The sequence below is a fragment of the Citrobacter sp. XT1-2-2 genome (genome assembly GCF_023516235.1).
Taxonomy (GTDB): Bacteria; Pseudomonadota; Gammaproteobacteria; order Enterobacterales; family Enterobacteriaceae; genus Citrobacter; species Citrobacter werkmanii.
The window spans coordinates 2,160,944-2,183,750 of sequence record NZ_CP097324.1 but is presented as its reverse complement, the minus strand read 5'-3'; the positions used below and the strand labels follow the sequence as shown (position 1 = coordinate 2,183,750).

The window sequence follows — 22,807 nt, the reverse complement described above, 5'->3', positions numbered from 1 at the left end:
TACTGAACACACTCAATTTCTAATAGTCCAGTTTCGCAATTATTCAGTTTTCTGAGGATAAGCACGCAGTTTTTTGTCAAGCGCAGCGCCAGACAGTAAACTACACGTCGTTTATAGATACATTCAGGACAAAACACGTGTCGATTAAATTGATTGTCGGTCTGGCAAACCCCGGCGCAGAATATGCGGCAACGCGGCATAACGCCGGTGCTTGGTATGTTGATCTACTGGCAGAGAGACTACGCGCGCCCCTGCGCGATGAGCCGAAATTCTTCGGCTACACCTCCAGGGTTACGCTCGAAGGCGAAGATGTCCGCCTGCTGGTGCCGACCACATTTATGAATCTGAGCGGCAAGGCGGTCGGCGCGATGGCAAGTTTTTATCGCATCAACCCCGATGAAATTTTGGTTGCGCATGACGAACTAGACCTGCCGCCAGGGGTGGCGAAATTTAAGCTTGGCGGTGGTCATGGCGGACATAATGGCCTGAAGGACATCATCAGCAAGTTAGGCAATAACCCTAACTTTCATCGTTTACGCGTTGGAATTGGCCATCCGGGCGATAAAAACAAAGTTGTCGGGTTTGTTTTAGGCAAACCACCTGTTTCTGAACAGAAGTTAATTGATGAAGCGATTGACGAAGCGGTCCGTTGTACCGAGATTTTGTTCAAAGATGGCCTGACTAAAGCAACGAGCCGGTTACATACCTTTAAAGCGCAATAAGCAGCGATGTGCGGCATTTTGCTCGCGTGCTGTGTATAATAGGCAAAGTTATTTACTTTTCTACAATCTGTTTTCCATAACAGATTGAATATCAAAAGATTAAGGTGATTTAAACATGGGATTCAAATGCGGTATCGTCGGTTTGCCAAACGTAGGCAAATCCACCCTGTTCAACGCGCTCACAAAAGCGGGTATTGAAGCGGCAAACTTCCCGTTCTGTACTATCGAGCCGAACACGGGTGTTGTCCCGATGCCCGATCCGCGTCTGGATCAGCTGGCCGAAATCGTCAAACCGCAGCGCATCCTGCCAACCACGATGGAATTCGTTGATATCGCGGGCCTTGTAAAAGGCGCCTCTAAAGGTGAAGGTCTGGGTAACCAGTTCCTGACTAACATCCGCGAAACCGAAGCTATCGGCCACGTGGTGCGCTGCTTTGAGAACGACAACATCATCCACGTTAATAACAAAGTGGATCCGGCTGACGATATTGATGTTATCAATACCGAACTGGCGCTGTCCGATCTGGATACCTGTGAACGCGCTATTCATCGCGTACAGAAAAAAGCCAAAGGCGGCGACAAAGACGCTAAAGCTGAACTGGCTGCCCTGGAAAAATGCCTGCCGCAGTTGGAAAACGCCGGAATGCTGCGCGCGCTGAAAAATCTGACTGACGAAGATAAAGCGGCCATCAAATACCTGAGCTTCCTGACGCTGAAGCCGACCATGTATATCGCCAACGTCAACGAAGACGGTTTTGAAAACAACCCGTACCTCGACAAGGTACGCGAAATCGCCGCTGCTGAAGGTTCCGTAGTGGTAGCTGTTTGCGCCGCCGTTGAAGCCGACATCGCAGAGCTGGACGACGCCGACCGTGAAGAGTTTATGGCCGAGATGGGTCTGGAAGAACCGGGACTGAACCGCGTGATCCGCGCAGGCTATGAGCTGCTGAATCTGCAGACCTATTTCACCGCGGGCGTGAAAGAAGTACGTGCATGGACCATCCCTGTCGGCGCTACCGCTCCGCAGGCGGCCGGTAAAATTCACACCGACTTCGAGAAAGGATTCATCCGTGCACAGACTATCGCGTTTGAAGACTTCATCACCTACAAAGGTGAGCAAGGCGCGAAAGAAGCCGGTAAGATGCGTGCAGAAGGGAAAGATTACATCGTGAAAGATGGCGATGTGATGAACTTCCTGTTCAACGTCTAATTCGTTTCTGTTGTCTCATGCGATCTCAGTGAATCGCATGAAAAATGGAAAACCCCATAAAATCCACGCAATTGCGTGGATTTTTCATTTCAGAGAGTCTCAACTTTTACATTAAAATCTATCAATAACAGTATGACGTGCCCATAGACGCCCCTTGCGGGATGATTTATCTATGGGCCAGAGACACTTAGCTATAGGAAAGAAAATTACAGGGACGGGGCTTTGAAATACCCTATACCAATCGTCTTACGGAAACGCCAGTTCTGCCATTGCGGCCATAATACCTGGGCGATCATCGCAATCGCTATCCAGCGGAACCAGGTCGCAAAAGTATTACTGTAGCCCTGCGGCTCTTTGTAACCCTTCACCCATCCATCGTAACCGCGCTCACCAAGCAGGGTGTCCGGGAACCCTCCATCTGCATTCTGGAAATCCAGTAATGCCACCAACATACGACGCAGCCAGTGTTCAATTTCATCACGACGATGCGGACAGCGCGTATGGCCGTGCGCCAGAATATCGATAATATCGACATCAATACAGCTGCTGCGGATGGCTAAGGGCTGCTCCAGGCAGCGGCTCATTGACTGGTTAAAATTGGGAATATCTTCCTCAAGGGCATAGAACACGTGCAAATTATGCGTTGCACCGCAGAGCGCAAATAGAAGTGCCTCCTGGCTGAACTGCTGCCCGGGTCCCCAGAAACCGGAATAGGGTTCACTCTGCTGGTTATGCCAGAAAATCATATCCTGTAATCGCTGCGCCGCGGGTCCCTGCGGATCGCGTTGCTTTTCAAGCAGCAGGAAGCTGCCAATATTGACGATGTTGTTACCTTCAAGCCACGGATCGCGCATGTCACGTTGAGCCAGCCATGCCCAAAAATACTGAGGATCGAGATACGGTTTTATAAAAGGCAGTTCCAGCCTGTTGAGCTGATCAAGCACTTCCAGCGCCCCCATACAGTAATTCGTCGCGTGAAAACGCATGTACTGGCGCGTTTTATTGGCATCCGGGCCTTTCCATGTTTCGCTCCAGTTTAAGCCCGGCAGTTCGAAATATCCGTCCTCCCGTTGATGGCGCAATATCCAGTCCGCCAGCGCTTTTTTCTCCGGGATGTTATCTCCTAATAACGCGCGCGCCATCGTACCATCATAAGTTCCTGGCAGAAGCATTTGCGGCCATTGTTCAGCCTGGTGTCGTTCGCTCACACGCAATACGCCCGGGGTTGCGTTCTGAAGTTGCATGCTTTTTAACCAAAGCAGACTTTTATCTTTAGCCGCAAGAATACGTTCCTGTAATAAATTATCGGTTAATGACATTTTTTGTACCTGTGAGATCAATATTATTTAAATTTAGCAACCGACATGGTTGGAATTAATACGTGCATAATCAGGAAACCCAGCAGATAGGCAAATCCGCCCATCAGGAAAATAGACCAGTAGCTGCCCGTAGCCTGCAAAATATGTCCTGTCGCTTGGGTAAAGAGAATGGAACCAAGCGAGCCTACCAGGCAGCCGATACCTACCACGGCACCCACCGCTTGTTTAGGAAACATATCCGATACGCTGGTATAAAGATTGACGGACCAACCCTGATGCGCCGCGACGGCAATACCAATTAACGTTACCGCCACCCACAGATTAGAAACGTTGGAGACCAATAAAATCGGGAGCACGCAGATTGCGCATAATAATAAGGTGAACTTACGCGCCTTATTTACTGCTATTCCACGGTTAACCATCCATGCCGGGAGATAGCCTCCTGCAAGACCGCCAAGTGTTGCCAGCACATTGATGAGCACCAACGGCATCGCCATATGGGCCATATCAATATCGCGAGCGTCGTGTAGCCACTTCGGGATCCAGAAGAGGAAGAACCAAAAAATAGGGTCGGTAAGGAATTTACAGACGGCGAATGCCCAGGTTTGCTTATATTTCAGCAGCCCTAACCAGCTTATTTTTTGCGTGGTTTGCGCTGCCGTCTCAGCATCATCATCCTGATGGATCCAGGCCAATTCTTCTTTGTTTACTTTCTTAACTTTCTCCGGTTTTCCATACAGCAGTAGCCAGAAAGCAATCCAGATAAGCCCTACCGCGCCCGTCACGATAAAGGCTTCACGCCAGCCCCACTGTAAGGCTATCCAGGGAATAATGACCGGCGCAAACACATTCCCGACATTAGAGCCAGCGTTAAATATGCCCGTTGCGAATGCGCGCTCTCGTTTGGGAAACCACTCTGCGGTTACCTTCACGGCTGAAGGGAAGTTGGCGCTTTCACCCAGTCCAAGAAAGATGCGTGCGTAAATAAACCCAACAACCGTACCGACCATGCCGTGCGCCATCGCCGCGATACTCCAGAGTGCGAGTGCAATGGGCAAGACCAGGCGGGCGCCATAAACATCAACAATACGTCCGCACAGAAATAAGCCTACCGCATAGGCCGCCTGAAATGCGGTAACAATATTTCCGTACTCAATCTCATTCCAGCCAATATCCTTCTGGAGCATTGGCGCGAGCAAACCTAAAATAGATCTGTCGAGATTATTAATGGTGACGGAAAAAAAGAGTAATGCGCAAATTGTCCATCGATATCGACTGGTTGTCGATCCTGCCTTTACTGCCTCATTACTGACACCGCTTTGCAACTGCCCCATCGTATTTCCTCCGTCACGATAAGATAATGTATCCAAACAGACCCAATACAAATAACTGTTAACTTTTCGCCATTGTAAGTGACCGGGTCAGAGTCCGTGACGGGTTAGAAATGGAATTGAGATCCCCGAAGTTCCCCTCTGAATTTATGTGAGTAATATCGCTCCCCGTAAATGCTAATGTGATAAAGATCACGCTGATAAAATTTATAATGAGATGTCGATCACGTGAAAACACGCTCCATTTTCGACATCCATCACATTTACAGTTTTTTCCCACTTTCGATTCCGTCAGTGATTGAGGAAGCAGCCCTGAGTATGAATTTGAACCGTTATCCTTCAGAAACACCTCATTTAGGAAGGATATCTCATGCTGGAAAAATCGGACCTGGCTGAAAATGCCGTAGAGTGCTTACACAACGAGCAATATGACATTCCGTACAATACGCAGAATTTTAATCACACCAATCTGTTGTTCACCGGGGGGCGTGACAGTGAAAGCCTGAGTGGCGAGTGGCGCTTTACGCTGGATCTCCATGACACCGGGCTAAGACAAAAGTGGCATCTTCTGGAAAAACGCGATCCTGAAACGCGCCGCGATCCTTACGACTACGATCCTTTTGCTGGCAATTCCGTACTGGTTCCGGGATGCTGGCAGATGATGAACGAAAAGTGGTTCTACTTTGAGGGGAGCGCCTGGTATACCCGCGAAATCGATTATATCGAACGGGATGCGGACGAACGTGTTTTCTTGCGCATTGGCGCGGCTAACTACGATTGCAAAGTATTCCTCAACCACCAATTTATTGGCAACCATTATGGTGGCTCCACTCCATTTTGCGCAGAGTTAACCTCCGAAATTCAGCAGGGAAATAATGTGCTGATGATCTGCGTAAATAATACGCGTACCACTGATCGTTTACCCTTACGAAATAACGACTGGTTTAACTATGGCGGGATATACCGTGAAATTGAACTGTATCGCACCCCGCCATCCTATATCCGGGATCTGTTTGTCTATTTAGTGCCTGATGGGAAATATAACCGGATCGCGGTAAAAATTGCCGTGGAAGGAGAAGCGAAGGAGGTTAACTTAACGATCTCAGAGCTGGGTATTGCCGTCATGCTTCCAGTGATTAACGGCGTGGCGAACGCAGAGCTGTCTGCCATGCCGCAGATCTGGTCCCCTGACCGTCCCAAATTATATCGCGTGATAGCATCGCTGGGACGTGACTACGTGAGCGATCGTGTCGGCTTCAGGCAAATAGAGGTCGTGGGGACGGATATTCGTCTGAACGGCCAGTCACTCTATCTTCGCGGCGTTAACTGTCACGAAGACGATCTTCTGTCCGGAAAAATGACCAGTGAAGCAGATATCCGCCGCCGGTTTCACCATGCAAAAGAGCTTAACTGCAACTACCTGAGGCTGGCACATTATCCACATCATGAGATGGCGGCTCGCATAGCGGATGAAGTCGGCTTGTTGCTCTGGGAAGAGATCCCAAACTACTGGGCGATAGATTTTAAAAATCCGGCTACCCAGCGCGATGCACATAATCAGCTGATGGAGCTGATTTATCGCGACCGTAACCGTGCCAGCGTGATTATCTGGTCGGTCGGCAATGAAAACGCGGATACCGATGAACGGCTGGACTTTATGACCATGCTGGTTGACGCCGCTCGTCAGGCCGATCCAAGCCGTTTAATTTCTGCCGCCTGCCTTGTTAACCATGCCAAAATGAAGATTGAAGATCGCCTGGCGGATCATCTCGATATTATCGGCCTTAACGAGTATTACGGCTGGTATGAAGAGAATTTCGACGATCTGATTATGCTGGGAGAAAATTCATCACCCTCTAAACCCGTCGTTATTACCGAAACCGGGGCTGAAGGGGTTATCGGTGATAATGCGCCGACGTCAGGGCCGTTCTCGGAAAACTATATGGCGGAGGTATATCGCAAGCAGACCGAATATTTGCCAAAACTTAATTACGTTCGGGGTTTTACCCCGTGGTTATTGTATGACTACCGGACAGAACGCCGTCAGAATCCCTATCAGAAGGGATTCAATTGCAAGGGCCTTATTACCGCTGACAAGGTAACGCGTAAAAAAGCATTTTATATCCTGCGTGATTTTTACCAACAGCTTAAAAACACTGACGCGTAAGCTATTCATTTTCAGTCAGACTGTCTGCCAGGCTAATCAGCCTGGCAGGATCAAATAGCATCGCCAGATAATGGGGCTGCTGCTGTTCTTCCTTATCCATCCATTCTGAAAGTCGTGTTGCCAGCAGGCGCAGTTCATTAATTTCTTTCGTTAATTCAAATAAAGAAATACCGCTCTGATGACCATAATTGTCTACCATCATTTTCATGGCAACGCTGCGTGAGACGCGGTTAAACATTTCGGTGTACCAAGGGACGCGTTCCCAGACTCGCTTAAACAGCTCCCTCTTCTCGTCGGACATCGCAACAGAATGGATGATTTGATAGAGCCGGTTACGCGAATCCTGGGCAAGGAAAAGAGCGCGCTCTTTTTCAAGTACCAACTGCTGGAATTGCTCACGTCCTCTATCGGGATCGTTTACCGGAAACAGGGTCGACAGGGCATAATCATCTGATTTGCGCACGTGCAGCTGAAGCTGCTTCACGGCCTGGGCATAGCTCTCCGGCACCTGGCTGTAATGATGCAGAACATGCCCCAGAATGTAGGGGGTCTTTCTCATCCATTCGTAGCTGCAGGTGTACAGCTGGTGGAAAAGGTTCACCTCAGCCGTCCCCACTTTATGCTCAAGCATATCCGTCAGCCAGCAGTGAAACGCCTGTTTTTCGGTCATAAAAATTTCGCGGCCAAACATCGCCAGGCCGTGCAAGTTGACAGAATTGACAGAGTTGATCAGCGAACTGTTCGAAATCCATTCCCAGTTAAGCCGTCCCGTTATAGCCTCCAGCTCTTCGCCCGCCATACTTTCTACCCAGCTTAATCGGCCCTGGATTTCTTCCAGCAAATAGCACGGAAGAAGCGTCCAGCCATATTCCAGCCCCCACATGTCAAATTCGATCCACTTTATTCGCCCATCAAGCTGAGTCAGGAGCGGATTATTAACAAACCCAGGGCGATATCCCTGCGCAACCGCCTTTATGGACACCCGCACATCTGGCGGCAGCACCTGCAAGGCATTAACCAATTGCCACGAGGCGGCTTCATCATCCATATAGTCACGTAACACCATTTTTTTTCCGAGGGTACGCAGCGTTTTATAGAGATATGGGAGTATTGAAACCCAGTTGGCTTTATAAGGCTGATGTCGAGGAAGATTAACAATTGCCCCATCAATATCCGGCAATTTTTCCAGAGCCTCATAAAGATCGTGCTGATAAAAATTCTTCCAGAAAATCTCATCCGCATTGCTGTTATCAATTAGCGGATATTCGGGGTATTTTTCCTGGATTTTAGCGCCACGGGGAAGCGCTTCGCCTTGCAGCCAAACCCGAATGCCGGAAGTACGACAATACCGACATAAACGCTGCAAATAAAGTAAATGCTCCTGATGTTCACGAAGCAGATTTTCACGACCATGCTGACAATATTTTGAAGGAGAGACTAACAAAGAAAATAAGTTCTGTTGGTTAATGACCAGTCCGTTAAATTGATCCCGTATCATCACTGCAATAACACTTTGCAAATACGGCCAGTGCCAAATCAGTGACGAGTTTACTTCCAGTAAACGCAACGGAACGGAAGCTTGCATTTAAAAAATTCTCATTATTTATGCCAAGGTGAATGGACATTTTATAGAGAATCCCCTGGTTGCGCTACTCCAGAATCTTTAAAATGCGCCATATGGTGCCGGTTTACTGATGTGGATTTTCTGGGAATCCCTCCGCCCATAGGAGTGTACAGAGTCCAGGCTCTAAGAACCTTCCTGTCATACTTCTTTTAGTAACAGAAATAGCACTTGCTTGTAACCCGTCCCTGGCGGCTCAACTGAAGGCGCAATGAATATGACAAACAGCAGCAGATACTTTGGCTACCGAAACGGGATCGCATACACCGCGTCATTTTGAGAATGCCAAATGCCAAAAATCCACACCTGTAATTTACTCAGGCATGTTCCAGCCAGTGCCTGAATATTGGGGTTTGCAGTATTCCTTGAAAATCAATCAACCCCGAACAACCAAGTTTCTTGATCAGATTTTGCCTGCTCAGGTAAATCGTTTTTAAGTGCAGGTTCAGCAAGCCAGAAATTTCAGAAATAGACCGCCCTTCCCCTAATTGCGTTAAGATGTATTTATCCCGTTCAGTCAGGACGACATTTATTTCAGCTTGCTGGTCGTGTTCAGTATCAATGCTGATAATTTCAGCGATAAATTTTTTGATTGAGGCTACGCCACTGTCTACAGGAAGCCTGTAGAATGAAAGTTCATTGAGGTACTGATACAGATGACCATCAATCAGAAGCACCAGCCGATGCGTCCTGAGATCATAGTTTTGTTTTTTTACAGTGTTGAAGTAGTTGATCGTAAAGAAAACAAGACGCACATTCTTATCTTTATACTCTATATCAGCGAGAATATTCTCCAGACCTTGCCTGATAAAAACATCATCAATCCATAAGTGTGCTTGTCTGGCGTGTTCCTGAACTGTATTCATCATTTATGACCTCTAAAAAATCACAATTAACCTGACGGGGTTCAGAACGAATAGCTGGTTGAAAGTGACTCATAATCTGCTTATAAAGATCGGTTAATATAGCATTCTTCTCATTCTTCAGCTGTGCACTGAGCGCCTGAACAAGAACATCATCACTGACATAACCCATTTTTAACATCACATTACGCTCTAAATTCTTGTATAAAGCGCACTGGAAAATATAATTTTCCGGAATTGAATTAATCATATCAAGCCCATAATAATGTAGTCTAATAATGAGAAGATGCTATGTGTAGTCTTAATTCAAAGTATACAAATACTCAGCACATACTATGGATGCTGGAGCTTCATGATTATATAATAATTTTATTAGACGTCGTCAGCTGTATAGCGCAACACTATTTCCAGTGTTTTTCTGATGATATCAGCCTGAACAACATCTGTTGTCGATTCCAGTGAAGCGATTAGGCTTAAAATGATGTTTTTATTATTAACATTATCGCCAGCTAAAATCACATTTGTTACTGCCTGCCCCAATACAACGGATTCATCTGCTAATAGCTCACCGGCATTACGGAAGTAACTCGACAAAGCCTTATCTGCAATTGCTCTGTGAACATTCATTTCCTGAAGCATAGTCACCTCGCTTGTATAGTATGGAAAATGGTCTCTAATGTAATTTAGGCTTTTTACTGCCACTGAATACACTCTCATCAACAGTTCTTTCCGGTTTGGGGTTCATCCTTGCCGGATTAGAATCTGTGAAATCATGAATTATGCTGTCAATAAGATGTCTACGCCCGGCATCCACTTCACTCGCCTTCATAAGACGTAATTGCTTAATCAATGCGGGTAATGATATTACCGTGTTTATGCGCAAAATCTGTATAACAGCTAAACCTGTAATTTCGTGTTTCAAGCGTTCATGGTCAGTTTTCTTCATAACTACTTCACTACTTTCCCCATTTATATGTTTTAGGGTGTCCCTTTATTCGAAGAGCAGGCCGATTAGGGCATTGTAATGCTTCTGTTCGTCCTCACCAGATGCTTTTTCAAGACGGTTCAAAAGCTTGGCACAGAGTGACTTTCGGCTCAGGTTGCGTCCATCTTTTAGTATCTCAGTGACGATTTCTCCCAATGTTTCCTGCTGTGTAGGAAGATGCGCTTTTGCAAAGTAACGAGAAATTGCGTTTGCGGAATCAGTGAGAACTCTGTGCTGCTGCATATGTTGCTCCTGTAACAAAATGCTGATGAGTATTGAGTTTTATAACAGTAGCAAAGTTGTACCAAAAATGTGTACACGAAGATAAAGCAAATTTTAACATAAAGTGCTATATGATATTTTTCAATGAATTAGAGTGAAAATAAAAAGTACAACACCTCCAGGTACTGTACAGCCTTTGTTTCCCGGGAGCGGTTACGGCGTCTGTACAGCCTTACACGTGTAAATTTATGGTTAAAATAATGTATTGAAAATCAGGACATAACCGCGTTTGTCTGATACTGTCCTTACCTCACCTCATCCCTTAATCCCGGACTGTCCATGCTCACGACCATTATTTACCGTAGCCATCTACGTGATGACGCCCCCCTCTGTGCGATTGAGGATATGGTGATGGCCGCAAATCTGAAAAACAGGCGCTCTGATGTTACAGGGATCTTGCTCTTTAACGGTCAGCATTTTTTCCAGCTGCTCGAAGGCCCAGAGGAGCAAGTGAAGGAGATTTATCGTTGTATCTGTAACGACTCACGGCACTACAATATTGTCGAGCTGATGTGCGATTATGCCCCTGCGCGCCGGTTCGGGAAGGTCGGGATGGAGTTATTTGATTTGCAAAAACATGAACGGGCTGAGGTCTTACAAGCTGTACTGAATCAGGGGACGTCAAAATTCCAGCTCACCTATGATGACCGGGCATTGCAGTTTTTCCGGACATTCGTACTGGCAACAGAAAAATCGACTTATTTTGAAATCCCTGCTGCCGATTTCTGGGATTTTATTACCGATAAAAGTTGTACAACCCTTAATGAAGCAGAGCTCACGTCAAATACCGACTACACCTTTGCCTTTCAACCAATTATCGACCCTATGTCACAACGCGTTATCGCTCTGGAAGCGCTTATTCGTGGTAAAGATGGGGAAACTCCGGCAGCGTACTTTGACAAATTAAGCACGGAAGAGATGTACACCGCGGATCTGGAAAGTAAAAAGACGGCATTTGCCATGGCCAGCGCTCTGAATCTTGGTGAAAAAATGTTGTCAGTCAATCTGTTACCCATGACGCTGGTGAACAGACCCGACGCTGTTAACTTTCTGATTCATGAAATAGCCGCAAATGGACTGGTCCCTGAACAAATCATCGTGGAATTTACCGAGAGCGAAGTCATCTCCCGCTTTGATGCTTTTGCACAGGCGGTAAAATCACTTAAAGCGGCAGGGATTTGTGTGGCAGTTGATCATTTTGGCGCGGGTTATGCTGGGCTTTTACTTCTGTCTCGTTTCCAGCCGGACAGAATAAAGATAAGCCGTGAACTCATTGCTGATGTCCATAAAAGTGGCCCAAGACAGGCCATCATTCAGGCGATCATTAAATGCTGTACTTCACTTGAGATTCAGCTTTCAGCCGTTGGCATTGAAAAACCCGAAGAATGGATGTGGCTTGAATCCGCTGGGATCGAGCTTTTCCAGGGTAACTTATTTGCAGCAGCCTTGCTGAACGGTACCCCTTCTGTGGCATGGCCTGAGAGAAAATAAATCGCCACACAATAAATCATTAATATTCAATGGATTATGAAAGTCATTTGTTACCTCCCCCTTTTCTGAGGTTAAAGCCAGCAATATTCTCACGCGTGATAGTAAAGTAAATCTTAATTTTGCTAGAATGCTCTGTATGTTTTGTACAATTTGATGCATGTTGTACAAAGTGACAGGAACCGCATATCGGTGACGGAGAATCAGGAGTGTTTGGGGGAACTATGGCTTATTACAGCATCGGCGACGTCGCAGAACGTTGCGGGATAAATCCTGTAACCCTTCGGGCATGGCAACGACGCTACGGTTTACTCAAACCTCAACGAAGCGAAGGCGGACACCGACTCTTTGATGAAGAGGATATTCAACGTATTGAAGAAATCAAACGTTGGATTAGCAATGGTACGCCTGTCGGGAAAGTGAAAGCATTACTGGAAACCAGTACCCGCGAAACTGATGATGACTGGAATCAATTGCAGGAAGAGATGATGAGCATTCTGCGGATGGCCAATCCGCCGAAGCTGCGGGCCAAAATGCTCTCTCTTGGCCGCGCGTATCCGGTCGATGCGTTGATTGACCGAGTCTATCTTCCTGTACGCCAGCGACTCATACTTGATCATAATACCTCTCGCATAATGAACAGCATGCTTGACGGCGCGCTGATCGAATATGTTGCGGTACTTCTGTCAGAAACGCGTCGCAAGTCAGGGAAAGATGCCATTCTGATGGCCTGGGATGTTGAAGACAGAACCCGTTTATGGCTTGAGGCCTGGCGCTTATCGCAATCCGGGTGGCATATCGCTATTCTTGCAGAGCCTATTGAAACACCACGTCCTGAGCTATTCCCCGGGCAAACGCTTTTCGTCTGGACCGGTACGGCGCCAACCAGACGACAAAATGAACTGCTGCAACACTGGAATGAGCAGGGATACAAAGTTATTTTCCACGGGCCTTAAGCCGACAGATGCCCAGCTTAATGCAATAAAGCAAACACATTTTATTATCATATTGTTTACTTTTAGAGGTGCGTCATAAATCTGACAAAATGTGTTTTTTGCAAAATGCGCATATTAAATCACTACAGCCTCGCAAAAAGTCATAAAGACAGCACAAAACAAGCATAGTTATTCATCTTTCAACTAAAGCCCATACTATCCATGCCGATAAGCTGCGTTGGCTGGGGGGGCTACTCCATGAAAAAAATGTTAAATTTAGGTGTATATGGTGAGATTCACTGTATACCACGGCCAAATTAAGAACATATTACTTTTATAACTAAGGTTTATCATGGATAAGTTATCTTACGCTTCAGATAGCAGCACATCTGCCTGGAATACCTACCTGCAACAAATCGAGCGTGTGGCCCCTTACCTGGGCGAACTTTCCCATTGGGTGGATACCCTGCGTCACCCAAAACGCGCGTTGATTGTTGATATCCCGGTACAAATGGATGACGGGACTATCCGTCATTTTGAAGGGTATCGCGTGCAACATAACCTTTCCCGTGGTCCGGGCAAAGGCGGTGTGCGTTTTCATCCTGATGTTGATCTTAATGAAGTGATGGCCCTGTCCGCATGGATGACCATCAAATGCGCAGCATTGAATCTGCCGTACGGCGGTGCCAAAGGTGGTGTGCGCGTCGATCCGTTCTCACTGTCTGAAGGCGAACTGGAGCGTTTGACCCGTCGCTATACCAGCGAAATCGGCATTATTATTGGACCACAGAAAGACATCCCTGCGCCGGATGTGGGTACAAACGGTAAAGTGATGGCCTGGATGATGGATACCTATTCCATGAACCACGGCACCACCGTGACCAGCGTGGTCACCGGTAAACCTATTCACCTCGGGGGCTCGTTAGGCCGTGATAAAGCCACCGGTCGCGGCGTTTTTGTCAGCGGTCTGGAAGTGGCTCGTCGTGCCAATATCGACGTTGAAGGCGCTCGCGTCGCGGTGCAAGGTTTTGGTAACGTCGGCAGTGAAGCCGCCCGTCTTTTCGCGGCAGCTGGCGCACGCGTAGTCGCTATTCAGGATCACACCGCGACGCTGTTTAACGCTACCGGCATCGACATGTCCGCGCTGTCAGCCTGGCAACTGGAGCACAAACAGATTGCTGGTTTCCCGGGGGCTGAAACCATCGCCAGCGAGGCCTTCTGGAGCCTGGAGATGGACATTCTGATCCCTGCCGCGCTCGAAGGTCAGATCACCCGTCACCGCGCTGAAACGCTGACCTGTAAACTGATACTCGAAGGCGCCAACGGTCCAACCTATCCGGATGCCGACGACGTTCTGGCAAGCCGCGGTATTGTGGTTGTTCCTGACGTAGTTTGTAACGCCGGCGGCGTTACCGTCAGCTACTTCGAATGGGTTCAGGACATGGCAAGCTTCTTCTGGAGCGAAGAAGAGATCAACCAACGCATGGATAAAATCATGACCGATGCGATGGTGCACGTGTGGGAAAAAGCCGCCGAGAAATCCTGCTCTCTGCGTACCGCCGCCTATATTGTCGCCTGTGAGCGTATTTTGCTGGCACGTAAAGATCGCGGAATTTATCCGGGCTAAGATTGGATCTTTTCCTGTTCATAAACCACCTGCCTGGCAGGTGGTTTTTTTTCAGCAAAACCCAGCGCGTAATCGCTTTCCCGCCTGATACTGCCCAATCTCACATTTCCGCTGTTTTTTGCGGCCATACGTTTCAATATGGAACATATTGAGATAGCAATGTTCCTTATTGAAACACCACCAACAGCAATTTTCTTTTGCATACCCGTGTGCAAAATTACTTTATCGGCAGCGAGCGGTCGCCGTAGCGTTGTACAAACCGATACCCTACATCAGATGACTGCAGAATTTTGGCAGCATCCAGGACTGTCTGCGGAGCATAAATAATGAAAAAATTGATCAACCGTGTTGAAGACGTACTGAATGAACAACTCGCCGGACTGGCGAAGGCTTACCCCTCCCTGGCGCTGCATCAGGACCCGGTGTACGTCACTCGCGCAGATGCGCCGGTGATGGGCAAAGTGGCGCTCCTTTCCGGCGGCGGCAGCGGACATGAGCCAATGCACTGCGGTTATATTGGGCAGGGCATGCTCGCCGGGGCCTGCCCGGGTGAGATTTTTACCTCACCTACGCCGGATAAAATGTTCGAATGCGCCATGCAAATTGACGGCGGTGAAGGCGTCCTGCTGATCATCAAGAATTACACCGGCGACATTCTTAACTTCGAAACCGCCGCCGAGTTGCTGCACGAAAGCGGTATTAAAGTCACGACCATGGTGGTGGATGACGACGTCGCGGTGAAAGATAGTCTGTATACCGCCGGTCGTCGTGGCGTGGCGAATACCGTATTGATAGAAAAACTGGTCGGTGCGGCAGCCGAACGCGGTGACTCGCTGGAAGCCTGCGCGGCACTCGGGCGTCAACTGAATAACCAAGGACACTCCATTGGGATCGCCATTGGCGCCTGTACCGTTCCGGCCGCCGGGCAACCGTCGTTCACGCTGCAGGATAACGAAATGGAGTTTGGCGTGGGTATCCACGGGGAGCCGGGCATTGACCGCAGAGCCTTCACGTCTCTCGACCAAACCGTAGATGAAATGTTCGACACGCTGCTGGAAAACGGCAACTACAGCCGCACGCTGCGTCATTGGGACAACGTCCAGGGCGCGTGGCAGGAAGGCAAAGAAAGCAAGCGGGCGTTGCAAAGCGGCGATCGCGTCATTGCGCTGGTCAATAATCTCGGTGCGACGCCGTTGTCAGAACTCTTCGGCGTGTATAACCGCCTCGAAAGCCGTTGCCAGGATGCGGGGATCGTCATTGAGCGCAACCTGATCGGCTCTTACTGTACCTCTCTGGATATGACCGGTTTCTCAATCACCCTGTTACAGGTGGATGACGAAACGCTGAATTTATGGGATGCACCGGTTCACACCCCTGCTCTCAACTGGGGTAAATAAGGAGATTCATGATGTCCCTCACCAGAACGCAAATTGTTAACTGGCTCTATCGCTGCGGCGAAATATTCACTACCGAAAGTGATTTTCTCACCGGGCTGGACCGGGAAATCGGTGATGCCGACCACGGTCTGAACATGCATCGTGGCTTTAGTAAAGTGGTCGAAAAACTGCCGTCTATCGCCGATAAAGACATCGGCTTTATTTTAAAAAATACCGGCATGGTCTTGCTCTCCAGCGTTGGCGGAGCCAGCGGCCCGCTGTTCGGTACCTTTTTCATCCGCGCCGCCCAGGTCACGCAAGCCCACCAGAGCCTGACGCTGGACGAGTTGTATCAAATGATTCGCGATGGCGCAGAAGGCGTCATTAGCCGTGGTAAAGCTGAGCCTGGCGACAAAACCATGTGCGACGTTTGGTTGCCGGTGGTGGAATCTTTACGTCAGTCCTGCGAGCAAAAGCTAAGCGTACAGGCGGCGCTGGAAGCCGCAAGCCAACAAGCGGAAGCCGCGGCACAAAGCACCATCACCATGCAGGCACGCAAAGGCCGCGCCAGCTACCTTGGTGAACGCAGCATTGGCCATCAGGATCCTGGCGCAACGTCCGTCATGTTTATGATGCAAATGCTGACTCAGGCGTCCAGAGAGTAAGGATAAAGCGATGGTAAACCTGGTTATTGTGTCTCACAGCGCCCAACTGGGCGAAGGCGTCGGCGCGTTAGCCCGACAAATGTTAATGGGCTATGGCTGTAAACTCGCTATTGCCGCAGGCATTGACGATCCTGAGAATCCCATTGGCACCGATCCGATTAAGGTGATGGAAGCCATCGAGTCCGTGGCCGATACGGATCACGTGTTAGTGATGATGGATATCGGCAGCGCGTTACTGAGTGCGGAAACCGCCCTTGAGCTGCTCGACCCTGACATCGCCGCGAAAGTCCGTCTGTGCGCCGCCCCGCTGGTTGAAGGCACGCTGGCCGCGACGGTTAGCGCTGCTGCGGGTGCTGATATCGATCAGGTCATCCGGGATGCCATGCACGCCCTCGACGCCAAATGTGAGCAACTGGGTTTACCTTCGCCCTCGGCAGCAAAGTCCGCTTCTGCCGAACTATCACCCGACACAGATGCCCGTTCGATTGCCATTGTGGTGAAAAACCCCAACGGTATCCACGTTCGCCCGGCCTCACGGCTGGTATCTACGCTGTCTGGCTTTAACGCCGACATGTGGCTGGAAAAAAACGGCAAGTGCGTCGTTCCTGATAGTCTCAATCAGATAGCCTTGCTGCAGGTGCGTTGTAACGACACGCTGCGCCTGATTGCCAAAGGCGAACAGGCAGAAGATGCCCTGGCCGCGTTCAAACAGTTGGCGGCAGAGAATTTTGGCGAATCGCTCGCACCAATGCAGGCGAAAAACGTGGCGACTCAGGTCCCGTCACGGGTAACGGGGACGGTATTTTGTTACACGCCATTCTCACCCGAGATAAGCCCGCAGCCCGCAGCGTCATTGCAGGCTGAGCAGCAGCGATTACAGGCCGCCATCCAGAGCACGCTGAACGATTTAAGCGAGCTAACCGCGCTTGCTGAAGAGAAGTATTCCGCCGATATCGCCGCGATCTTCTCCGGTCACCACACGCTGTTGGACGATCCCGAGCTGTTCGATATGGCGTGCGACGTAATGCGTGAAAAGCAGTGTAGCGCCGCCTGCGCCTGGCAGCAGGTGCTGAGCGAACTCAGCCAGCAGTATTTACAGCTCGACGATCCCTACTTACAGGCGCGATATATCGACATTGAAGATTTACTGTCTCGTTCGCTGCAGCATTTAACAGGAGCGACGGCGCAAATCCCGACGTTCAGCCGCCCGACAATCCTGGTCGCGGACGTCATTTACCCGTCTACGGTGTTGCAACTCGACCCGCTGACCATCAAAGGGATCGGTCTGCGTGCCGGGAGCGAGGCTTCTCACCCCGCGATTATCGCCCGTGAAATGGGACTTTGTTGGATGTGTCAGCTTGGGGAGACCCTCGATAGTATAAAGACGGGAGATACGGTCACTATTGACTGCGTGGCGCATCGGATAACCCATACAGGTTAATGGCATCAGCACACCCTTTCTCAACAGGGTGTGCATCTTCCTGGCGCGTCGGGAAATGTCTGTTTATTCGCAAAATGGGGAGTCGATCACGCGCAACGGTCGATCCTGAACTAAGGTTTTCTCATGGTAAATGCCGCTGCTTCGGCACACCGCTAAGGAGATTAACCGATGATAATACCAGCAATTCGCCATTCCGGGCTGCTTTCTGTTGCGATAAAACTGACGTTTGCCAGTACCCTTTTTGCCTTTACCTCTTTTACCGTCAATGCGGAGGACGCGCCAGCAACGACACCGCAACCACCTGATATTCTGCTCGGCCCTCTGTTTAACGATGTACAAACGGCCAAATTGTTCCCTGACCAGAAAACCTTTGCTGACGCGGTTCCCAATAGCGATCCGTTAATGATCCTCGCCGATTACCGAATGCAAAAGAATCAATCTGGATTCGATTTACGTCATTTTGTCGGAGTGAACTTTACCTTACCAAAAGAGGGTGAGAAATACGTCCCCCCTGCCGGGCAATCGCTGCGCGAGCATATTGATGGTCTGTGGCCGGTGCTAACCCGCTCAACAACAGACGTTGAAAAATGGGACTCGCTGCTGCCGCTCCCGGAGCCATATGTGGTGCCAGGCGGGCGTTTTCGCGAAATATATTATTGGGACAGCTATTTCACCATGCTGGGGCTTGCCGAAAGTAATCACTGGGACAAGGTCTCCGACATGGTGGCAAATTTCGCTTACGAGATTGATGCCTGGGGACACATTCCTAACGGCAACCGTACCTATTATCTGAGCCGTTCTCAACCGCCGTTCTTTGCCTTTATGGTTGAACTGCTGGCGCAGCACGAAGGGGATGATGCGCTGAAAAAATACCTCCCGCAGATGCTCAAAGAGTACACCTACTGGATGGAGGGCGTCGAAACGCTCCAGCCCGGTCAGCAAAATAAGCGCGTGGTCAAGCTGGATGACGGCACCATTTTGAACCGCTACTGGGATGACCGCGATACACCGCGGCCAGAGTCATGGGTGGAGGATATCGCCACCGCTAAAAGTAACCCGAACCGCCCGGCCACCGAAATCTACCGCGACCTGCGCTCCGCCGCCGCGTCCGGCTGGGACTTTAGTTCCCGCTGGATGGATAACCCCAACCAGCTAGGTACCCTGCGTACCACCAGCATTGTGCCGGTCGATCTCAATGCGCTGATGTACAAAATGGAAAAAATGATCGCCCTCGCCAGTAAAGCCGCTGGTGATGATGCCAAAGCTGCTCAATATGACGGTTTTGCCAATGCCCGACAAAAAGGGATCGAAAAGCACCTGTGGAACGACAAAGAAGGCTGGTATGCCGACTACGATCTAAAGAGCCACAAAGTACGTAACCAACTCACTGCCGCCGCCCTGTTCCCGCTGTATGTTAATGCAGCGGCAAAAGATCGCGCCAGTAAGGTCGCCGCGGCAACCCAGGCGCATTTGCTGCAGCCCGGCGGTCTAGCTACCACCTCGGTGAAAAGCGGCCAACAATGGGATGCGCCAAACGGCTGGGCCCCTCTCCAGTGGGTCGCGGCAGCCGGGTTACAGAATTACGGTCAGGATAACGTCGCCATGGACGTAACCTGGCGATTCCTCACCAACGTGCAGCACACTTACGATCGCGAGAAAAAGCTGGTTGAAAAGTATGACGTGAGTACCACTGGCACCGGCGGCGGTGGCGGTGAATATCCGTTGCAGGATGGGTTTGGCTGGACTAACGGCGTAACGCTAAAAATGCTCGACCTGATTTGCGCCAAAGAAAAACCGTGTGACAGCGTCCCCGCATCGCGTCCAGCCCCGGCAGGGACGGCATCAACTGAGCCTCAAAAGCAGACGCAACCGACGCCATAACGAACTTTCTATTCCAAAGAAACGGCCCCCAGAGGGGGCCGCTCACTCAATCTCGTCGCACAAGCCGGAAAACACCCAGCACAACAATCGCGCCGACTACGGCCACCAGGAAGCTGTGGAGATTAAATCCGCTGACATCACCGCCGATACCAAACATTGTTGCCAGCCATCCGCCGACCACAGCGCCGACAATACCGAGAATACAGGTCAGGATAAATCCACCGCCATCGCGCCCCGGCATAATCAGTTTGGCGATAATACCTGCAATCAGACCAAAAACAATCCAGGCAATAATTCCCATTTTCAGGCCCTCTTTCCAGTGAATGTGCGCTCGTTATTCCCGCGCCAGTGCATTAAGTATAGGCAAGCTGTTGGATGACGTTTTTCCACACAGACTTAATTCATTGGCTTTGGCAAAAAATTTCATTCATTTGTCTTAAGTTCCGTCGTTTGATGCCGATAATCCAACGATAAACCAGGCATCCAGGAGTCATTAGGTGTGAGCAACTACAATGAGCAGTTCCTGAAGCAAAATCCGTTAGCGGTGTTAGGCGTTCTCAGGGACTTAAATTCGCAGCAGGTTCCACTGCGTATCTCCTGGTCAGGTGGCCAGTTCATTAGCAAAATACTGGCGGTCACCCCGGACGAACTGATCATGGACTTTGGCAGTCAGGAATATGAAAACCAGGCCGTGCAGCGGGCCAGCCAGATCTCAATTATCGCCGAAACGCAGGGCGCCAAAGTGGAATTCACGCTGCCGCAGCTTAAAAAAGGCGAGTATCAGCGACTACCGGCATTTATCTCAACGCTGCCGCCTTCCCTGTGGTTCATACAGCGTCGGGAGTATTTCCGTATCGGCGCGCCGCTGCATCCTCCCTATCGCTGCGCGGCAAAGATGCCGGACAACAGCATTCTGCATTTTCGCCTGTTCGATTTGTCTCTCGGCGGCATGGGTGGACTGTTAGAAACGGCAAAGCCAGAGGGACTGGTAGAAGGCATGCGCTTCTCACAAGTTGAACTGAATATGGCGCAATGGGGTGTGTATCACGTTGACGCCCAGCTGATTTCCATCAGCGAGCGCGTGGTTATCGACAGCAAAAACGAAACCATTACCACTCCCCGCCTGAGCTTTCGTTTTCTCAACGTCGGCCCGGCGGTGGAGCGGAACTTACAGCGGATTATTTTTTCCCTTGAGCGCGAAGCCCGGGAAAAAGCAAATAAGGTGCGCGGGTAGCATTACATGAACTACATGACATCCAGCGCTTGCTGGAGCTTCCAGATATAGCGCGGAGCCTGCGGCGCCGGATGATTATCAGCCACATGTTCAATAAATTCATCCGGGCTGAGATCGTTGATCTTATTAATGGCTTTTTTTCTGTCGGAGGAGAATGTTCGCAGCAGTGCGCCCGCCCCGTTAGCGTACGACACCACCAGCGCATATTGCATCACCTGAGGATCTTCAATTCCGGCCAGAGGCCCGGTCTCAAGAATACTCAGGTAGGCGGCTCCCATCGAAATATTACGCTCAGGATTTTTCAGCTCGCTGGTCGACGGCTCTCCGCTCCATCCCATACGACGGTAAACATCGCGTCCTGACGTGGACGCTTTTAACTGCATCAGACCAATCGCATTCGATTTACTGACCGCATTCGGGTTTCCGCCAGATTCAATGGCGATGATAGCGGTAATCAATTGTGGGCTGACACCCCAGGCCGCACCGGCTTTTTCACTGATCGGCATCCATTGCATTGCGCGTTTGACCGGAACTTCAGCATTCCATGGCGGATTTTTGTAATCCTGTTTTGAACTACAGCCCGCAAGTAATACAACCAAAAAAGCAAACCATCTCAATTTCACGTCATCTATCCTTATAGCCGGAACCTGTCGCTGAGGTGACAACGACATACCTACGCGGCATGATATACATTTGGTTTTAGTTGTAGCAAGGAAATGCCATGTCCCGGTTTCACTTAATTGCCCCTTCGGGCTACTGTATCAACCAGCAGGCTGCATTACGTGGGCTTGCGCGGCTTACTGAGGCCGGTCACCAGGTCGATAATTCAGCGGTCATTGCGCGCCGATGCCAGCGTTTTGCGGGCACAGAAGCAGAACGTCTGGCAGATGTGAACTCGCTCGTTAATCTGCACACGCCTGATACTATTGTGATGGCGGTACGCGGCGGCTATGGCGCGAGCCGTTTACTGGAAGGGATCGACTGGCAGGGACTGGCTGCTCGTCAGCAACAAAACCCGCTACTGCTGTGCGGGCACAGCGATTTTACGGCGATTCAGTGCGGTTTGCTGGCGCAGGGCAATGTGATTACCTTCAGCGGCCCAATGCTGGCGGCTAACTTCGGGGCCGCGGAGATGAACGCGTTTACCGAGCACCATTTCTGGCAGGCTTTGCGTCATCCCCAATTTACCCTTGAATGGCAGAGTAACGGCCCGGCGTGTGCAACCGAAGGTACGCTATGGGGCGGAAATCTGGCGATGATCATTTCGCTGATGGGCACACCGTGGATGCCCGCTATCGAAAACGGTGTGTTGGTGCTGGAAGACATTAATGAGCACCCATTCCGTATTGAACGCATGCTGCTGCAGCTATACCATGCGGGAATACTGGCCCGGCAGAACGCCATTATTCTTGGCAGTTTTAGCGGCAGTGCGCCCAATGACTATGACGCCGGTTACAGCCTTGATTCGGTTTGCGCTTTTCTACGCGACAGATTGTCAGTTCCGTTAATCAGCGGTCTTGATTTTGGTCATGAACAACGTACCGTCACCCTGCCTTTGGGTGCCAATGCGGTGCTGAAAAACGATAAAAATGGCGCTCAGCTCACCATAAATGGTCATCCGGTACTTAAATCGTAAAAAAAGCTGCCAACAGGGCTAAGT

The 22,807-nt window shown here is 49.8% G+C and carries 22 protein-coding genes; 12 read left to right on the top strand and 10 right to left on the bottom strand.

From position 1 onward, the window contains the following. The first annotated feature begins 137 nt into the window (after positions 1 to 137). Positions 138 to 722, top strand: coding sequence for an aminoacyl-tRNA hydrolase (gene pth / locus M4I31_RS10345; RefSeq protein WP_085048075.1), 585 nt, complete (start codon positions 138 to 140; stop codon positions 720 to 722). Between the two features lie 115 nt (positions 723 to 837). Next, positions 838 to 1,932: a redox-regulated ATPase YchF gene (gene ychF / locus M4I31_RS10340; protein WP_038641169.1), complete on the top strand. Its 1,095-nt coding sequence runs from the start codon at positions 838 to 840 to the stop codon at positions 1,930 to 1,932. 206 nt (positions 1,933 to 2,138) lie between these two features. On the opposite strand, the gene M4I31_RS10335 is transcribed toward ychF, so the two are convergent. After that, positions 2,139 to 3,251, bottom strand: a complete 1,113-nt coding sequence (locus M4I31_RS10335; RefSeq protein ID WP_085048074.1) for a hypothetical protein — start codon at positions 3,249 to 3,251, stop codon at positions 2,139 to 2,141. Between the two features lie 23 nt (positions 3,252 to 3,274). Beyond that, a complete protein-coding gene (locus tag M4I31_RS10330) occupies positions 3,275 to 4,585 on the bottom strand; it encodes an MFS transporter (RefSeq protein WP_233593108.1) in 1,311 nt (436 codons plus the stop codon). Between the two features lie 367 nt (positions 4,586 to 4,952). Between M4I31_RS10330 and M4I31_RS10325 the strand changes: the two genes are divergently transcribed. After that, complete coding sequence (locus M4I31_RS10325) at positions 4,953 to 6,749, top strand: glycoside hydrolase family 2 protein (protein ID WP_085048073.1); 1,797 nt, start codon at positions 4,953 to 4,955, stop codon at positions 6,747 to 6,749. A 1-nt stretch (position 6,750) separates the two neighbouring features. On the opposite strand, the gene M4I31_RS10320 is transcribed toward M4I31_RS10325, so the two are convergent. The 6 genes from M4I31_RS10320 to ycgZ form a co-directional block, all read right to left on the bottom strand. Next, positions 6,751 to 8,316 carry a hypothetical protein gene (locus M4I31_RS10320; RefSeq protein WP_139815556.1) on the bottom strand — a complete coding sequence of 522 codons (1,566 nt, stop codon included), beginning with the start codon at positions 8,314 to 8,316 and terminating at the stop codon, positions 6,751 to 6,753. 371 nt (positions 8,317 to 8,687) lie between these two features. Further along, entirely contained in the window at positions 8,688 to 9,239 is a 552-nt protein-coding gene (locus M4I31_RS10315; protein WP_085048071.1) for a LuxR C-terminal-related transcriptional regulator, read from the bottom strand. After that, positions 9,190 to 9,483 (bottom strand): hypothetical protein, encoded by a 294-nt coding sequence (locus tag M4I31_RS10310; protein WP_085048070.1) that lies wholly within the window; start codon positions 9,481 to 9,483, stop codon positions 9,190 to 9,192. Before M4I31_RS10310 ends, M4I31_RS10315 begins: the two co-directional genes overlap by 50 nt. Positions 9,484 to 9,605: 122 nt before the next feature. Further along, complete coding sequence (locus tag M4I31_RS10305) at positions 9,606 to 9,872, bottom strand: biofilm/acid-resistance regulator YmgB/AriR (RefSeq protein WP_038641176.1); 267 nt, start codon at positions 9,870 to 9,872, stop codon at positions 9,606 to 9,608. A gap of 34 nt (positions 9,873 to 9,906) precedes the next feature. Beyond that, positions 9,907 to 10,179 carry a hypothetical protein gene (locus tag M4I31_RS10300; protein WP_085048069.1) on the bottom strand — a complete coding sequence of 91 codons (273 nt, stop codon included), beginning with the start codon at positions 10,177 to 10,179 and terminating at the stop codon, positions 9,907 to 9,909. 45 nt (positions 10,180 to 10,224) lie between these two features. Next, positions 10,225 to 10,461 (bottom strand): regulatory protein YcgZ, encoded by a 237-nt coding sequence (ycgZ, locus tag M4I31_RS10295; RefSeq protein ID WP_038641180.1) that lies wholly within the window; start codon positions 10,459 to 10,461, stop codon positions 10,225 to 10,227. 318 nt (positions 10,462 to 10,779) lie between these two features. On the opposite strand from ycgZ, the gene M4I31_RS10290 reads away from it, so the two are divergent. The 7 genes from M4I31_RS10290 (at position 10,780) to M4I31_RS10260 (ending at position 19,913) form a co-directional block, all read left to right on the top strand. Further along, on the top strand, positions 10,780 to 11,991 hold the full coding sequence (locus M4I31_RS10290; RefSeq protein WP_085048068.1) for a diguanylate phosphodiesterase: 1,212 nt from the start codon (positions 10,780 to 10,782) through the stop codon (positions 11,989 to 11,991). A gap of 221 nt (positions 11,992 to 12,212) precedes the next feature. Beyond that, the gene (locus M4I31_RS10285) at positions 12,213 to 12,944 is read left to right on the top strand and encodes a MerR family transcriptional regulator (protein WP_038641185.1); all 732 of its coding nucleotides are present in this window, start codon (positions 12,213 to 12,215) and stop codon (positions 12,942 to 12,944) included. Positions 12,945 to 13,275: 331 nt separating this feature from the next. Then, positions 13,276 to 14,550 carry a Glu/Leu/Phe/Val dehydrogenase gene (locus M4I31_RS10280; RefSeq protein ID WP_038641196.1) on the top strand — a complete coding sequence of 425 codons (1,275 nt, stop codon included), beginning with the start codon at positions 13,276 to 13,278 and terminating at the stop codon, positions 14,548 to 14,550. 326 nt (positions 14,551 to 14,876) lie between these two features. After that, positions 14,877 to 15,947 (top strand): dihydroxyacetone kinase subunit DhaK, encoded by a 1,071-nt coding sequence (gene dhaK, locus M4I31_RS10275; protein ID WP_038641209.1) that lies wholly within the window; start codon positions 14,877 to 14,879, stop codon positions 15,945 to 15,947. 11 nt (positions 15,948 to 15,958) lie between these two features. Continuing rightward, positions 15,959 to 16,591, top strand: a complete 633-nt coding sequence (gene dhaL / locus M4I31_RS10270; RefSeq protein ID WP_085048067.1) for a dihydroxyacetone kinase subunit DhaL — start codon at positions 15,959 to 15,961, stop codon at positions 16,589 to 16,591. A gap of 10 nt (positions 16,592 to 16,601) precedes the next feature. Then, positions 16,602 to 18,032, top strand: coding sequence for a dihydroxyacetone kinase phosphoryl donor subunit DhaM (dhaM, locus tag M4I31_RS10265; protein WP_085048066.1), 1,431 nt, complete (start codon positions 16,602 to 16,604; stop codon positions 18,030 to 18,032). A 168-nt stretch (positions 18,033 to 18,200) separates the two neighbouring features. Then, positions 18,201 to 19,913, top strand: coding sequence for an alpha,alpha-trehalase (locus M4I31_RS10260; protein WP_085048065.1), 1,713 nt, complete (start codon positions 18,201 to 18,203; stop codon positions 19,911 to 19,913). A gap of 46 nt (positions 19,914 to 19,959) precedes the next feature. On the opposite strand, the gene M4I31_RS10255 is transcribed toward M4I31_RS10260, so the two are convergent. Beyond that, positions 19,960 to 20,214, bottom strand: a complete 255-nt coding sequence (locus tag M4I31_RS10255) for a GlsB/YeaQ/YmgE family stress response membrane protein (RefSeq protein ID WP_069324680.1) — start codon at positions 20,212 to 20,214, stop codon at positions 19,960 to 19,962. 198 nt (positions 20,215 to 20,412) lie between these two features. Here M4I31_RS10255 and ycgR point away from each other — a divergent pair, with 198 nt between their 5' ends. Further along, complete coding sequence (gene ycgR / locus M4I31_RS10250) at positions 20,413 to 21,147, top strand: flagellar brake protein YcgR (RefSeq protein ID WP_038641216.1); 735 nt, start codon at positions 20,413 to 20,415, stop codon at positions 21,145 to 21,147. 11 nt (positions 21,148 to 21,158) lie between these two features. Here the strand turns inward: ycgR and emtA are convergent, their stop codons facing one another. Continuing rightward, on the bottom strand, positions 21,159 to 21,770 hold the full coding sequence (gene emtA, locus M4I31_RS10245; RefSeq protein WP_016153365.1) for a membrane-bound lytic murein transglycosylase EmtA: 612 nt from the start codon (positions 21,768 to 21,770) through the stop codon (positions 21,159 to 21,161). A 98-nt stretch (positions 21,771 to 21,868) separates the two neighbouring features. Here emtA and ldcA point away from each other — a divergent pair, with 98 nt between their 5' ends. After that, complete coding sequence (ldcA, locus tag M4I31_RS10240) at positions 21,869 to 22,783, top strand: muramoyltetrapeptide carboxypeptidase (RefSeq protein WP_085048064.1); 915 nt, start codon at positions 21,869 to 21,871, stop codon at positions 22,781 to 22,783. The last annotated feature ends 24 nt before the right edge of the window (positions 22,784 to 22,807 follow it).